The sequence below is a fragment of the Zongyangia hominis genome, assembly GCF_014385095.1.
Lineage (GTDB): Bacteria > Bacillota > Clostridia > Oscillospirales > Ruminococcaceae > Zongyangia > Zongyangia hominis.
In genome coordinates this window covers 190,260-205,336 of sequence record NZ_JACRTC010000004.1, presented here as the reverse complement: position 1 = coordinate 205,336, position 15,077 = coordinate 190,260, and the positions used below count along the sequence as shown (strand labels likewise).

The 15,077-nt window shown below is 57.0% G+C and carries 14 protein-coding genes and 2 tRNA genes; 6 read left to right on the top strand and 10 right to left on the bottom strand.

Features of this window, described 5'->3' with window-relative positions; genetic code table 11:
* Positions 1–5: 5 nt before the first annotated feature.
* From H8709_RS07515 to H8709_RS07485, 7 genes are all read right to left on the bottom strand, one after another.
* Positions 6–1,769 carry a sensor histidine kinase gene (locus H8709_RS07515; protein ID WP_262397765.1) on the bottom strand — a complete coding sequence of 588 codons (1,764 nt, stop codon included), beginning with the start codon at positions 1,767–1,769 and terminating at the stop codon, positions 6–8.
* Positions 1,770–1,813: 44 nt separating this feature from the next.
* The gene (locus tag H8709_RS07510) at positions 1,814–2,503 is read right to left on the bottom strand and encodes a response regulator transcription factor (RefSeq protein WP_262397764.1); all 690 of its coding nucleotides are present in this window, start codon (positions 2,501–2,503) and stop codon (positions 1,814–1,816) included.
* Between the two features lie 340 nt (positions 2,504–2,843).
* Positions 2,844–3,506 carry a phosphate signaling complex protein PhoU gene (gene phoU, locus H8709_RS07505; RefSeq protein WP_262397763.1) on the bottom strand — a complete coding sequence of 221 codons (663 nt, stop codon included), beginning with the start codon at positions 3,504–3,506 and terminating at the stop codon, positions 2,844–2,846.
* Between the two features lie 33 nt (positions 3,507–3,539).
* Entirely contained in the window at positions 3,540–4,283 is a 744-nt protein-coding gene (pstB, locus tag H8709_RS07500; RefSeq protein ID WP_449354451.1) for a phosphate ABC transporter ATP-binding protein PstB, read from the bottom strand.
* 229 nt (positions 4,284–4,512) lie between these two features.
* Positions 4,513–5,367, bottom strand: a complete 855-nt coding sequence (gene pstA, locus H8709_RS07495; RefSeq protein WP_262397761.1) for a phosphate ABC transporter permease PstA — start codon at positions 5,365–5,367, stop codon at positions 4,513–4,515.
* Positions 5,368–6,282: a phosphate ABC transporter permease subunit PstC gene (gene pstC, locus H8709_RS07490; protein WP_392391671.1), complete on the bottom strand. Its 915-nt coding sequence runs from the start codon at positions 6,280–6,282 to the stop codon at positions 5,368–5,370.
* Positions 6,283–6,473: 191 nt separating this feature from the next.
* Entirely contained in the window at positions 6,474–7,340 is an 867-nt protein-coding gene (locus H8709_RS07485) for a phosphate ABC transporter substrate-binding protein (protein ID WP_262397759.1), read from the bottom strand.
* Between the two features lie 507 nt (positions 7,341–7,847).
* Between H8709_RS07485 and H8709_RS07480 the strand changes: the two genes are divergently transcribed.
* The 4 genes from H8709_RS07480 (at position 7,848) to H8709_RS07465 (ending at position 10,150) form a co-directional block, all read left to right on the top strand.
* Entirely contained in the window at positions 7,848–8,321 is a 474-nt protein-coding gene (locus H8709_RS07480) for a PH domain-containing protein (RefSeq protein WP_262397758.1), read from the top strand.
* Entirely contained in the window at positions 8,318–9,829 is a 1,512-nt protein-coding gene (locus H8709_RS07475) for a PH domain-containing protein (RefSeq protein WP_262397757.1), read from the top strand. The genes H8709_RS07480 and H8709_RS07475 overlap by 4 nt, the downstream gene beginning before the upstream one ends.
* Positions 9,830–9,963: 134 nt before the next feature.
* A tRNA-Met gene (locus tag H8709_RS07470) sits at positions 9,964–10,040 on the top strand.
* Positions 10,041–10,075: 35 nt separating this feature from the next.
* A tRNA-Glu gene (locus H8709_RS07465) sits at positions 10,076–10,150 on the top strand.
* Positions 10,151–10,486: 336 nt separating this feature from the next.
* On the opposite strand, the gene H8709_RS07460 is transcribed toward H8709_RS07465, so the two are convergent.
* Both H8709_RS07460 and H8709_RS07455 read right to left on the bottom strand, forming a co-directional pair.
* Positions 10,487–11,194 carry an ABC transporter ATP-binding protein gene (locus H8709_RS07460; protein WP_262397756.1) on the bottom strand — a complete coding sequence of 236 codons (708 nt, stop codon included), beginning with the start codon at positions 11,192–11,194 and terminating at the stop codon, positions 10,487–10,489.
* Between the two features lie 382 nt (positions 11,195–11,576).
* Positions 11,577–11,765, bottom strand: coding sequence for a hypothetical protein (locus tag H8709_RS07455; RefSeq protein WP_262397755.1), 189 nt, complete (start codon positions 11,763–11,765; stop codon positions 11,577–11,579).
* Between the two features lie 107 nt (positions 11,766–11,872).
* On the opposite strand from H8709_RS07455, the gene H8709_RS07450 reads away from it, so the two are divergent.
* The gene (locus H8709_RS07450) at positions 11,873–12,145 is read left to right on the top strand and encodes a helix-turn-helix domain-containing protein (protein WP_262397754.1); all 273 of its coding nucleotides are present in this window, start codon (positions 11,873–11,875) and stop codon (positions 12,143–12,145) included.
* Between the two features lie 119 nt (positions 12,146–12,264).
* Here H8709_RS07450 and aroE read toward each other — a convergent pair whose 3' ends face one another.
* Positions 12,265–13,119, bottom strand: a complete 855-nt coding sequence (aroE, locus tag H8709_RS07445; RefSeq protein ID WP_262397753.1) for a shikimate dehydrogenase — start codon at positions 13,117–13,119, stop codon at positions 12,265–12,267.
* 362 nt (positions 13,120–13,481) lie between these two features.
* Here aroE and H8709_RS07440 point away from each other — a divergent pair, with 362 nt between their 5' ends.
* Entirely contained in the window at positions 13,482–14,984 is a 1,503-nt protein-coding gene (locus tag H8709_RS07440) for a hypothetical protein (protein WP_262397752.1), read from the top strand.
* Positions 14,985–15,077 lie beyond the last annotated feature (93 nt).

Here is a 15,077-nt window from a genome sequence, read left to right as displayed (position 1 = left end):
TCGTATCACAGCGCGATCTCCCCCCCACCGGTAGGTGGTGGCTGGGGTAAGGTGATGGTAATGGTAGTGCCCTTGCCCTCCCGGCTGCGCACGGAGATCTCCCCGCCCAGGCTGGCCGCCACGTGCTTAACGATAGAGAGCCCCAGTCCGGTGCCGCCGACCTTCCGGCTGCGGCCCTTGTCCACCCGGTAAAACCGCTCGAAGATACGGCCCTGGTGCTCGGGCGCAATGCCGATGCCATTGTCCTCCACCACGATCTTGGCCTTGTCTCCCACGCGGTGGACTCGCACCTTTACATAGCCCCCGGGGCGGTTATATTTGATGGCGTTATCCATGAGGTTGGAGATCATCTGATAGATGTCCTCCCGGCAGGCGGTCAGGGTGATATTTTCCCCCTCCACGGTGACGGCCACCTGGGCCTTTTCCGCTTCCGGAGCCATATGTTCCGCCGCCTCTTTGGACACGTCGATGAGATCCACCTGGCTTCGCGGCGGATGGTATTCTTCGGCTTCCAGGCTGGAGAGCTTCAATATGTCCTCGATGATGCTGGTCATCCGCTGTGATTCATCCCGTATCCGCAGGAGGTATTCATGGGCCTTCCTATCGTCCCGCACCAGCCCCGCCGCCAAAAGCTCCGCAAAGCCTTTGATGGAAGTGATGGGGGTCTTGAGCTCATGGGAGGCGTTGGCCACAAACTCCCGGCGCATTTCGTCCATCTGGCGGGACTGGGTCACGTCGGTGAGCACCACCACCGCGCCCCGACGCTCCGCTTTGCCCCCGCCAATCCAGCTTTCCCGCACCGGCGAAACCCGAACTTCCACAATGGCGCCCGCCGTGCGCCGCAAATCTAAGTCAAAGATGCAGGAACGCCCCTCCTTGACAGCCAGGGAAACGCTGTCATACAGCTTCATCTCCCGGGTCAGGTGGATAAAGTCCAAGCCCTCGGCCTCGCCCTGCTCCCCTAGAAAGCTGCGGGCGCTCACGTTGACTAAGATGACTTTCATGCCCGGGTCCACAAAAATGAGGCCCTGCTCCATACTGTCGAGAATGAACCGGTTTTGGTCCCGCTGGGTGGAGAGCTTGTTCCGGGCCCGGGTGATGTCCTCGTTCATCTCATCGATGGTCCGGATGAGGGGTGAAATTTCCTCCAAGGAGCTGGTGTCCACCGTCCCGATCCGATCGCCGGTCGGGTTCATCTGGACCGTGACCGCATCCACCGTCTCTAAGAGAGGCCGCATGGCCCGGTTGGCCGCGTACCGGGAGAGGAGGAGGGCCACTGCCAAGGCAACGCCTACGGCCACCAGCGCCATGGGCCAAAGCCCCAGCAGGGTCTGGGTCACCTCCCCGTTAGTGCGGGCCATCCGGTAGATGTTGTCCCCCGATTTGACCGCCACATAGACCATCCGTGTCAAAAAGGTGTCGGACCGGCGCTTGGCAACGCCGATGCCCTTGGTTTTGGCCTCCTTGATTTCCTCCCGGCCGCCATGGTTTTCTAGCGCCTGGGCGTTTTCGTCCGAGTCCCCCAGCACCGTGCCGTCGGGCCCCACGATGGTAATGCGGCTCCCCGAAAGCTCCTTCATCCGGGCGGCCAGCGTCTCCCCGTCGGCCGTGGTGTCACACGCGCCGATCATGATGCCTAGGCTTTCTCTCATGTTGTCCACGATATCCCGTTCCTTGGTGACTGCAAACATGCCCGCCATCACCGCGCACACCAACAAAATTACCACGGCGCAGGTGATGAATATGCGCAAAAAGATGTCTTTTTTCAAGCTTCACTTCTCCCCCCTTGTTCCCGGGCACTGGGTCCGGCCCGCTAGCCGATAAACCGATACCCCACGCCCCGGACGGTTTTGATATAGCGCTGGGTTTCCCCGTTGTCCCCCAGCTTATTGCGCAGGGTCCTGACATGCATGTCCAGGGTGCGGGTCTCCCCCACATAGTCATAACCCCAGATTTCGTCGAGGAGGGTCTCCCGAGGCAGCACCCGGTCCTTGTTCTCCATGAGCATTTTGAGCAGCGCAAACTCCTTGAGGGTGAGTTCCACCGGCGCTCCCGCTTTGGATACCGTCCGCTTGTCCACGTCCAGGGTGATTTCGCCCAAGGTGATGACCTCGGGCTTTTGCGCCATGGTCTCCCCCTTCCGCAGCGCCGCCCGGACCCGGGCCGCCAGCTCCAGTATGCCAAAGGGCTTGGTGATGTAATCGTCCGCGCCGCTGTCGAGCCCCGTCACCTTGTCCACCTCGCTGGACTTAGCCGTGAGCATGATGACCGGCACCGGCGCGGTTTTCTTCTGTGCCTTGAGCTTCTTGAGAGCCGCAATGCCGTCCATTCCCGGTAGCATGATGTCCATGAGAATGAGGTCCGGCGGGCTTTGTTCCGCAGCCGCCAAACACTCCTCCGCGCTTTCAAACGCCTCGATCTCATAGGAAAAGGACTCCAGCGTGCACTGGATCACTTCCCGGATATCCTCTTCATCCTCCGTGATGAATATTCTCTTGGACAATCCTTCTCACCCTTTTCATTATTCTTAACCACCTACCGGTGGGGGATATCGCGCCCTTGATTTTCTCCGCGACACTGTCGCGTCACCCGCGCCAGGGTTCCTGCGAGACGCAACGCGGCTTCCCGTCCCGGCAGGGGCCGCGGACCTGCGGTCGGCATGACGCGCCCTTGGTTTTCTTTGCAACACCGCCGTGGCACCCGCACCCAGGGTTCCTGCGAGACACAGCGCGGCTTCCCGCCCCGGCAGGGGCCGCGCCCTTGGTTTCCTTCGCAACACTGCCGCGTGGCCCACGCTCGGGGTTCCATCGCGCTACAGCGCGGCATCCTCCGGCGGTAGGCGGTTAGAGGATTTGGGTCTTTTTGTGCAGACCGGTGGAATAGAAAATCACCCACTCGCAGACATTGACGGCGTGATCGGCAATGCGTTCCAGATATTTGGCCACCATGAGCGTGTCAATGGCGTCGTCGGCCAGGTCCTGGTTTTGAGAAATCTTTTCAATCAAGTCGTTTTTGACACTGACAAACAAGGCGTCCACCTCGTCGTCCCGCTTGATGATGGCGCCCGCGTGGGCGGGGTCGTTATGAATATAGCTTTCCACACTCTCATGCACCATGGCGCTGGCAATGGAGGCCATGGCCTCCAGATGCTCGGAGACCTGCATGGCGCTCTCCTCTTCAAAGCGCATGGAGAGGTCGGCGATGTCCGCCGCCTGGTCCCCGATGCGCTCTAGGTCCGTGATCATCTTCAGCGTGGTGGAGATGGCCCGCAGATCCCGGGCCACCGGCTGCTGGCGCATGAGCAGGCGCAGGCTTCTCGCTTCGATGGCCTTCTCTATATCGTCCACCTGCCGGTCCTGGTCGATGATCTCCCGCGCCATGTCGCGATTACTGGTGCCCAGCGCCTCGATGGATTTGGTGATGGCCTCCTCCACCATGGCCGCCATTTTGATAAGGTCTGTATTCAGAAGCTCCAGCTCCCGGTCAAAACTGAGTCTAGCTGACATCTGTGTTCCTCCATTATATCATAATCAGCGCTTTTATCCAAAGCGACCGGTGATGTAATCCTCGGTGCGCTTGTCGCTGGGCATGGAGAACATCTTCTCCGTGTCCGCATACTCCACCATCTCCCCCACTAGGAAAAAGGCGGTGTAATCGGAGATGCGGGCCGCCTGCTGCATGTTATGGGTGACAATGGCCACTGTGTATTTCTCCTTGAGCTCCACCATGAGGTCCTCGATCTTCATGGTGGAGATGGGATCCAAGGCGGAGGTGGGTTCGTCCATCAGGAGCACCTGGGGGGATACCGCCAGGGCTCTGGCGATGCACAGCCGCTGCTGCTGCCCGCCGGAGAGTCCCATGGCGCTTTTTTTAAGCCGGTCCTTGACTTCGTCCCACAGCGCCGCGCCCCGCAGGGAGGTTTCCACCAGCTCGTCGAGCTGGCTCCTTTTCTTGATGCCGTGAATGCGCGGGCCATAGGCCACATTGTCATAGATGCTCATGGGGAAGGGATTGGGCTTTTGAAACACCATCCCCACCCGCTTTCTTAGCATGGTCACATCCACTTTGGGGTCGTAGATGTCCTGACCCTCCAACAGCACCTGTCCTTCGATCTTTACATGTTCGATGAGATCGTTCATCCGGTTGAGGGTCTTTAAATAGGTGGATTTTCCACACCCCGAAGGCCCGATGAGGGCTGTAATCTTATTTTTCCTCATCTGCAAATTGATGTTCTTTAAGGCTTGGTTGTCCCCGTAATATAAATGGAGGGACTTGGTTTCCATTATATTTTCCATAGACTCTCCTTTCTCTGCCTACCGGCGAGGAAGACGCGCAACTGGGTTTCCTTTGCGACATCGCCGCGTCACCCGCGTTTATGGTTCCATCGCGTCACAGCGCGGTTTCCCCCGGCGGAGCCGGTCGCGTCGCCCGCACTCAGGGTTCCATCGCAACATCGCCGCGTGGCTCGCGCTTATGGTTCCATCGCGACACAGCGCGGCATGGGTGCGGGTACTACCCGCAGCGGAAGCGGCGGGCCAGGCGCTTGGTAGCGAAGTTGATGAGCAGTACGATGATGACCAGCACCGCCGCGATAGCAAAACTCACGCCCAGGTCCTCGCCGCGCATGGCGTACTGATAAAGCTGTACGGTCAGGGTGGCGCCGGAGGTCTCTAAATGCTCGAAAACGCCCGCCGGGGTCAGTTTGAGCATCTTGACGCCGATACCCGCTGTAAAGATGAGGGCCGCCGACTCACCGACAATTCGCCCGATGCTCAGGATGATGGCGGTGATGATACCCGGCATGGCGCTGGGCAGGAGGACCGTGCGAATCATGTGGACGCGGGTAGCGCCGATGCCCAGGGCCGCCTCCCGATAAAGGGGATTGACGGACTTTAAGGCCTCCTGGGTGGTGCGGATGATGGTGGGCAGTACCATAATGGACAGCGTCAGCCCACCGGCGAGGATGGAATATTGCAGCCCCATGAACACCACAAAGAACATGAAGCCAAACAGTCCATAGATGATGGACGGGATACCGGCCAGCGTTTCGGTGGTAAATTCAATGATTTTGACAAACTTGCTCTTTCCGCCGTACTCGGTCAGGTAGATGGCCGCGCCAATGCCGATGGGGGTGGAAATGAGCAGGGTGATAAGGACGATATAGAGGGTGTTGATGATATTGGGCAGGATACCGATGGTCCCGGTGAGCTCACTGGGCGCGGTGGTGAGAAAGCTCCAACTGATGGAAGGTACGCCGCGCACCAGAATATAGGCGAGGATGCCCACGGTCATCAGGATGGTGACGCCGGCGCTCAACCAGATGAGCCCCCGCAGAAAGAGGTCCATCGGTCTCAGCTTTTTGTACATCTACTCCGCCCCCTTCTTGAGCACTGCATTCAGAATCAAATTGAGGACCATAATGAAGACGAAGAGCACAAGGCCGATGGCAAAGAGGGCCTCCCGGTGGAGTCCGGAGGAATAGGACATCTCCTGGACAATACCGGTGGTCATCAGCCGGACACTGCCGAAGAGCTCCGGGCGGTTGACCACATTGCCCGCCACCATAATGACTGCCATGGTCTCCCCCACCGCCCGGCCGATGCCCAGCACCACGCCGGTCATAATCCCCGACCGTGCCGCTGGAATCTGCACCTTGAAGATGGTCTGCACCTGGGTGGCTCCCAGGGCCAGGGATGCCTCTGTCAGCTCCCGGGGCACGGCCTTGAGGCTCGTTTCTGAAATGTTGACGATGGTGGGCAATACCATCACCGCCAGAATGAGGATGGCGGAAAACAGACACATACCCAGCGCCAGTCCGAAGATCTTGGCCACCAGGGGCACGACGACGATCATGCCGATGAGGCCATAGATCACCGACGGGATACCGGCTAAGAGCTCCACCGCCGCCCGCAATGCCCCCCTCATCTTTTTCGGCGCGATTTCCGCAATGAAGACGCTGGTGAGGAGCCCGATGGGCACCCCCAATAGGATGGCGCCGAAAGTGCCGTAGATGGAGGCCAGAATCATGGACAGGATGCCGAATTGGGGGTCCGCCGCCGTGGGCGCCCAGACTTCCCCGAATAAGAATTCCTTCACCCCGATTTTGCCAATGGCCGGTCCGCCGGAAAAGATCATATACGCGGTTATGATGACGACGCTGATCACCGCCACCAGGGCGCACAGAATAAAGATGATCTCAAAGACCGTCTCCACCGCCTTTTTGTTCCGGCGGCTTTTATAAATTTCCTCCCGCTGGGCCTGTTTCGGGAGCTCCAGAATCATCGCACGATCTTGACGCAAAATTCCACCGCCTTTTATAAGGTCTTGTTCTTTACATTTTGTTTACAATCTTTTATAAATCACTATTTGTATATTTCCCTTCTTAGACGGAAAACTCCATGCAGCAAGTGCACAGAGTTTTCTCATAGGGAATCTGGTAAAAAGAAGAGGATTTAAAAAAGTGGGAGAGTTTTTTAGTTAACAGGGATGCAGCCGATGGATTTCGCGACCTCCTGGCCCTCGTCGCTCAGGGCAAAGGTGAGGAACGCCTGCGCCAACGCGCTTCCCTCGCCTTTAGTGACCATGAGGAAGGGGCGCTGGAGGGTGTAGCTGCCGTCTTTGACAGTCGCCTCTGACGGGGCGACACCGCCGACTTTGAGCGCTTTAATGGAATCGTCCACATAATCGAGGGAGACGTAACCGATGGCATTCTCGTTGGTGGCCACCAGGTTTTTGACTTGGCCGGTCTCATTGAGCTCGCTCTGGTATTTGGCCGCGTCCTTGACGCCGACGATCTCTTCAAAGCCGTCGCGGGTGCCGGAGCCGGCCTCTCTTCCAACCACAACGATGGAGGCGTCCTTACCGCCCAGTTCGCTCCAATTGGTGATGTTGCCCAGGAAAATGTCCTTGAGTTGGTCGATGGTCAAATCTTCCACCCCGTTATTGGGGTTGACCGCCACGGCGATACCGTCGAGGGCCACAGTGTTTTCCGTCAGTCCGTTCTTTTCCTCGTCCTTGAGCGCGCGGCTCAGATTGCCGATATCGGAAACGCCGTCATTGACATTGGTCACCGCCGCGCCCGAGCCGCCCAGCTGCACGTCCACGGTCACATCCGGGTTCTTCGCGGTGAACGCCTCGCCCCAGGCCTTGGCCACCTTTTCCATGGAGGTGGAGCCCGAGAGCTTCAAAATACCGGAGAGGGCGGCGTCACTCTGGGAACTGCTACTGCCGGCGGAGGAGCTATTCTCCGAAGGGGTGCTGCTGTTTTCTTTGCTGGCGCATCCAGCAAATGCCGTGGTGATCATCGCGGCCGCCAAGAGGGCCGCCAAAAGCTTTTTCATTCAACAAAACTCCTTACTCCTTGCAATGAAATTTTCGCAGCTTTTTGCTGCTTTTACCTTGACTATCCTTTATTTTTGGGAACAATGCTATCATACACGGCCCCGCTTTTGTGTAAAATCTAAGTTACTGATAGCTTTTGTAAAGTTTACGTAAACCGGCTGCGCCGGGGCGTGTCGCGCTGTGGCGCAATGGAACTATAAGCGCGGGTGACGCGGCAATGTCGCCAAGGAAACCAAGTGCGCGACATCCTCGCCGGTAGGCGCGCGGCCGGCTCCGCCGGGGGATACCGCGCTGTGGCGCAATGGAACTATAAGCGCGGGTGACGCGGCAGTGTCGCGAAGGAAACCAGTTGCGCGTCTGCCTCGCCGGTAGGCGCGCGAGTGACGACGCGGCAGTGTCGCGGAGGAAGCTAAGTGCGCGACATCCTCCGCCTCGTAGGTGCTGATTTTTAGGAAAAGCTATGGTATAATAAGGAAAACTCGATCGCAGAGAAAGGAGGACGCACCATGGAACTGCACCAGATTGTCAAGCCACCCCGCCGCGCGCTGGCCCTGTGGCGCGTCCGCGCCCTGCTGCTGGCCTTTTTGCCCGCCTTCCTCTGCTCCCTCCTGTTTGAAGTCATGTCCCTGCTCTGGCTCATCGCCAACGGGGTCTGGATTGCCGTCTTCCTCTATTTGTATTGCTTTTGGTACCCCATCAAGTGGAAGAAACTCAGTTTTTGCCTCACTGAAAAAATACTATATATTAATAACGGAGTTGTTTATACGCACCGTAGATTTATTCGTCTGCAAAATGTCCAATTTGTCAGCACTTATCAGTCACCGCTGATGAAATTGGCGGGGCTTGCCTCGGTAATCATCCGGGCCCCGGGCGTCTCTATGTACCTGCCCTCCCTCTACAAAGAGGACGCGGAATCCCTCTACGAAGCCCTCACTGTTTTCTGCCTCACGCGGGAAGAAGAGGGGGGCATCGGCCGATGAAAGAACTCCATCGCTGTCATCCCATCTTTATCGTCAACAGTATGGCCCGCTACCTCTACCTGCTGCTGATCCCCCTGGCCCGCGGCTTTCTCTCCTCCCTCCGGGGCGGATTCACCGCCTGGCTTTCCGGCGCCTGGATGGACATCATCATTGTCCTCCTCATCGTGTCCATCGGCGTGCTGATCTGGTGGAATTTGGTCTTCTGGTTTGATAAAACCGGCCTGACTGTGAAGACCGGCGTCTTCCTCCGCCAGCGCATCTTCCTGCCCGCCTCCCGTCTTTCCACCCTGTCGGTGACCCGGCAGTACTGGCTCAAACCCATCGGCGCCGTGGTCCTGCGGGTGGACACCCTGGCCGGCGGAAAACGAAACGCCGATTTAACCCTCATCCTCCGCCGCACCGACGCCCAGCAGATCTTCGGCACCCTGCGGCAGGACCGGCAGGCCGAGGGCTTCACCATCCGGGAATATGTCCCCCGGCAGCTCTATGTCACCGCCCTTTCCGCCATCCTATCCAACTCCTTTGCCGGCGTCGTCTTTGTGGCCACCTTTATCTCCTCATTGGGCCAGATTTTGGGTAAGGAAATCCAGACCCGGATTGTAGGCACTTTCGAACAGGTCACCAAGGCCTTCGCCTTCGGCATCCCGCCCTTTGCCGCGGCCCTGGCCTACGTCATCCTGGGCGGCTGGCTGGTGGCGTTTTTGCTCAATCTCTTCCGCCACAAGAACTTTTATGTCCGCCGCTCTTATAACAATCTGTATATACATGGGGGTATTTTTACTAACCGTAGTTACAGTTTGGCCATGGATTCCATCAATTACCTGGATATCCGCCAAAGCGTGCTAACCAAAATCCTCCGGCTTCACACCGCTTTTATCCACTGCGCCGGGTTTGGCAAGGACAAAAGCGACGTCTCCGCCGTCATCCCGGCGGTCACCGAGCGGGAGCTTCACCGCACCCTTCATCTGCTCCTGCCCGAGTTTACCCTTTCCAAGCGGGAGGCAAAACCCAACCTGGGCTCCATCTTCAAATTCATCATCGACCCATTCTGGCCCTGTCTGCTGCTTCCGCTCGCCACCCTGCTGCTTTGCAATATCTTCCCCAGTTGGAGCGACCTGATTGGCTTTATCGGCCTCATGGCCTCCATCCCCTCTTATTGGTGGATGATTTTACGGATTGAAGATTTTGCCAGCTCCGGCATCGGATTTGACGGTTCTTGTTATACCTTCCGTTATTCAACCGGGTTTTATCTACACACTGTAGTAATCCCTAAGAACAAAATTGTCTCACTGCGGGTACGGCAAAGTATCCTGCAGCGTCCTGACGATCGGTGCGACGTCATCATCCACACCTGTGCCGAGGGTTGGCAGCGGCACCACTGCAAAAATCTCTTGCGCAGTGAGGTGGTGGCGCTTTTCGGCACGACCGATCCCTACTGTCCCCATTTTGTCAAGACCGGTTTTTTTGGACAATTTGCCTTCTTTCGCCGCTCTGACCGCGCCCGCTGACCTATCCAGGTCGATTTCCGGCGTTTTCTTCCTCTGTGAAACAAATTTCCACGGGAGATAGCGGAAAAAGTGTTGACAAACAAAAAAATGTAGTGTAGAATATAATTCGCTCAGTAACTTTACGGGCGTTTTATGGCGGCATAGCTCAGTTGGCTAGAGCATTCGGTTCATACCCGAAGTGTCGATGGTTCAAATCCATTTGCCGCTACCATTCATACCCATCCTCCAATAGGAGGATGGTGAAACGGCCCGTTGGTCAAGTGGTTAAGACACCGCCCTTTCACGGCGGCTACACGAGTTCGAATCTCGTACGGGTCACCAAAAAAGCAGAATGCAATTTGCATTCTGCTTTTTTTATTCCGCCTACCGGCGAGGATAGCGCGCTCTTGTCTTGCCCCGGCGCAGCCGGTGGCGCGCACTTGGTTTCCCCGCAACACTGTCGCGTCACCCGGGCTTAGGTTACCGTTGCGCCTCAGCGCGGCTTGCCCCGGCGCAGCCGGTGGCGCGCACTTGGTTTCCTCCGCAACACTGTCGCGTCACCCGGGCTTAGGTTACCGTTGCGCCTCAGCGCGGCTTGCCCCGGCGCAGCCGGTGGCGCGCACTTGGTTTTTCTCCGCAACACCGCTGCGTCACCCGGGCTTAGGTCACCGTTGCGCCTCAGCGCGGCTTGCCCCGGCGCAGCCGGTGGCGGCGGTCCTCGGTGACCTTGCCGTCAAAGAGCTGGATGGCCCGGGGCGCGGACGCTGCAATCTCGCTGTCGTGGGTGATGAGCACCACGGTGTGCCCCTCGTCGTGCAGGCCCCGCAGGATTTCCATGACCTCCTGCCCCGCGGCGAAATCCAGGTTTCCGGTGGGCTCGTCGGCCAGCAGGATGGGGGGCTTTGCCGCGATAGCCCGGGCGATGGCCACCCGCTGCTGCTGGCCGCCCGACATCTGGCTGGGCCGGTGGTCGAGCCTTTGCCCCAATCCGACACGGCAGAGGCTTTCCCGGGCCAGTTTGTGACGCTCTTCCCGGGGGATGCCCCGGTAAATGAGGGGCAGTTCCACATTTTCCATGGCATCCAGGCTGGGTATCAGGTTAAAACCCTGGAAGATAAAGCCGATTTTCCGGCCGCGGATGCGCGAGAGCCGGTCGTCGTCCATATGGGATACCTGCTCCCCCGCCAGCAGGTATTCCCCCGAAGAAGGGATGTCCAAACAGCCTAGGATGTTCATCATGGTGGATTTGCCTGAGCCCGAATGGCCAATGATGGCGGCAAATTCCCCTTGGTCAATGGCGATGGATACCCCATCCAGCGCCCGGACCTCGCTCTCCCCTTCGTTATAAATTTTATAGACATCTTTGAGTTCTATTAAATGTTCCACGTGGCATTTCCCCTTCCTGACAACTGACGCGGCGCCTAAATTGATCAAAATGCGTGGCAGACCGCAGCGCTCTGACGTTGCTTCTTTTTTATTATGGGGAATTTCCTCCTATTTAACCAAGCAAAAAGCGACCGGAACGTTCCGGCCGCTTTCGCTTTTTTATCGGGGCGGCGCTGATGTCCGCTTGTGTTCTCACGCCCTGCGCTTTGCTTTTTAGTAGAATTTTCGCCGCGCTCTTAAAGGCTTTCGCGTTTCACGTTCCGCCCTATGCGCAAACAATAGCCGCTCAGGCGGCTACTTCCGCTTCGCTCCAAACACTCATGCGCTGAGACATCGGCGTCTCACGCAATGTCCTTTTGCGAAAAAAAGCCGCAGAAAGCGGCTATTTTTCCTTGCCTTTTTCCTTGCCCAAATGCATCTCGATTTGTGTTTGTAATCGCGCCATCTGACGCTGACTCGCATGCCAACCCGCAAGGAAAGCACGGCGGCTGATTTCCTTGGAATCAACTCCCTTTCCCAGGTCATCATTCTCTCGCAAATAAGACTCAAACTCTTCATCGAAGGCTGACATTTTTACACCTCTTTTACTAACAAAGTTCCTTAATCGGACCTACAGTCCGATTATAACACTTTTTATTACCTATAATCAAGTAAAAGGCATTGATGTAGGTGCAAAAAATGAAAGAGGATAAAAATTTGATTGGCATGCGTCTGCGGCAGGCTCGTCTGTCGGAGTCGCCTAAAGCTACCCAAAAGGATATTAGTGCCCGTCTGCAAGTGTTGGGCATCAAACTGACCGACAGCTCCATCGGGAAAATCGAGGCCGGGACCCGACCGGTGACCACAATCCAACTGGTTGCCTTGGCCAAGGTGCTCAAAGTCTCCGCCGCTTGGCTCTTGGGTGAAACAGATGACCCCAAATTTCCCGGTGCTTCCTCCCCTACTGCTTGAGGTGAAACTGGGGAGCCAGGGTGCTATCCTGTGCTTTTTCTCCCGTTATCCACCGTTTCTCCATAATAACTATTACAAAAAGGGCGCTATCTTATAGATAGCGCCCTTTTCTTCGCCGATTAAAGGCCAAATTCATCTTTGAGCGTCTGGGTCATCACGTCGATGGGCGCCTCCACCCCTGTCCAGAGGGTGAAATTGACCGCGCCTTGATTGACCAGCATCCCCAGGCCGTTGACCGTCTTGGCCCCTCTCTTCTCCGCCTCTTGGAGAAAGAGGGTGTGGGGATCATTGAAAATGACATCGCTGACCACCATCCGGGAAGTCACTGTGTCATAGTTGACATCGGGTTTGTCATTGACATTGGGAAAGAGCCCCACCGAAGTGGCATTGACAAAGATATCGGTGTCCGCCGGCACCTCCACCGGCCGGTCCCAGAGAATAAAGGCTCCCTCCGCCGGGGTTTTATCGCTGATGAGCTTTGTGAGCTCTTCTCCCCGCTCCTTATCCCGGTTGGCGATGGTCACCTTTTTCGCCCCCGCCAGCGCACATTCCACCGCAATGGCCCGCGCCGCGCCGCCGGCGCCCAGGACGGTGATATTTTTCCCCTCGATGCCGACGCCCGCGTCCTTTAGGGAGGTAATAAAACCTTTGCCATCGGTATTTTCGCCGAAGAGCTTGCCGTCGTTATTGATGATCGTATTGACGGCACCGATAATGGACGCCGCTTCCGACAGCTCATCCAGATACTCTAATACCTTCACCTTGTGGGGTATGGTACAGTTGACGCCTCTCATATGAAAGGCGCGCACCGCCTCAATCGCCGGCTTTAGATCGCCGTCGTTGACTTTGATGGTCAAGTAGCGGTAGTTGAGGCCCTTGGCGGCGAAAGCCGCTTCTTCCATTACGCCGGTGGGATTTTCATCAATGGGGCAGCCAAACGCCCCTACCAGCTCCGCACGATAACATTTTGCCATGGTGATCTCCTTTTCTCCGGCGCAACACCGTTTTCTCCTGTCCGTTCCCTGCCTTCCGCCGGGTTAAGCGCGAGGGAAACCCGCCGTCCTATCAGGTTCCATTTGACGGCTCTTTCGTATCTTTAGTATACCACGGCAAAACGCTGGGGGCAATCATCTCCTCTTTTTCACAAACCTTCCATGGCATGGTGGAAAATGAGAGGTGGCGGATGCTCCGTCACATCATTTGGTTAGAAGTTATTTTATTTCTAAAAATTTCTCCTAAATTTTATATTTGTGACCGCTCTGTGACCTGTAAGGAGTATCATAGAGTCATAGAAACAAGAATCAAACGCTTTATCATACACAAAGAGGTGACCATTATGAAACAGACAAATAAAAAGTGGCGCAACCGAATCAAAACTGTGGTCTCTTCCCTTTTGTTGCTCATGATCATGGGTGTTTCCATCTATGCGCAGCCCGCACTGAGCCAGACAAATGGCGATCAAATCCGCATTGAGGATCAGCAGATCCCCCAGGCGCAGCAGCCCCAGGGACTGACGGAACTCAGTGAGAATCCGGTGCCGCAGGCCGCCCTTCCCAACACCCAGGCTGCCGCTCCGGCAGCGGCCGTCACCACTGCGAACCGCGCTGCAGTTGGCGCCCCGACCACGGAAGCCGACGCTCCCCAGACGAATGCCGACAATGATATCCCGGTGACCAGACGTCCGGCCACCACGACATCCGCAGCCGTCACAACCGCACCGCAAGTCACTACGATTCCCGCCGTCACCACGACTCCGAAAGTCACCACCACTCCCGAAGTCACTACCACTCCGAAAGTCACTACCACTCCGGAAGTTACCACGACCCCGAAAGTCACCACCACTCCCGAAGTCACTACCACTCCGAAAGTTACCACGACCCCGGAAGTTACCACCACTCCCGAAGTCACCACCACTCCGAAAGTCACTACCACTCCCGAAGTTACCACCACTCCGAAAGTTACCACTACCCCGGAAGTTACCACCACTCCCGAAGTTACCACGACCCCGGAAGTTACCACGACCCCGGAAGTCACCACGACCCCGGAAGTTACCACCACTCCCGAAGTCACCACCACTCCGGAGCCCGCGCCCAATCCTTCCAAGGTTCTGGCTTCCACCTGGTATGAATATGCGCTGGAACTGATCGACCAGTTCAACGCCTGCACCACCAACGACGAGCGCACCGAGCTGCTCGGCAAATTCTACGCCTCCAACGACCTGTTCCGCGACAAATTGGTGGCCGATCACGGCGAAGAGGGCATCTTCTGGGATTCCCTGGGTTCCGCCTTTGCAGAGGCCACGCTCCATCACAAGAGCGAAGACCTTTACCTCCACGTCTACTTCACCCCCTACAAGCTGGATGACGGCACAACCCAATGGACCCCCATCGTTTACGCCAACACCTCCGGCGTCGTCCGCAAAGGCACCCAGTGGTTTACCAACCTGGTCTGGAACCCCGACGACAACGTCTGGTATGAGTACACTTCCTTCAATCAGTGGGGCAAACTGGAACACACCTCCCTCTCCGGGTTTAAAGATGCCAATACCGATTGGTGGGCGAAACTCCAGGAAGAGATGACCACCGATACCGAGCATTGGTCCCCCCTACCCGACATCGAGACCATCAATGCAAACGATGAAGTCGTCCCGATGAGCGAAGAAGTGGGCGACGAACCCGGCACCGAGACCCCAAGCAACAGCCTTCTCACTGACGGCGATAACGCCGCAAGCGATGCTCCACAGATAGACACTGATAACACTTCTTCTTCTCATTCTTCCGGCGCCGATGCATCTTCCTCCGAAGCTGGCACTACCACCAGCACCCCCGACGCCGAATAAAACAAAGAAAGGACCACCCTTTTGGGTGGTCCTTTCTTTGTCCGGGCGTTGCAAACGATGGAATGCCTGGTCGGCGCAAAGATATAGCTCGTT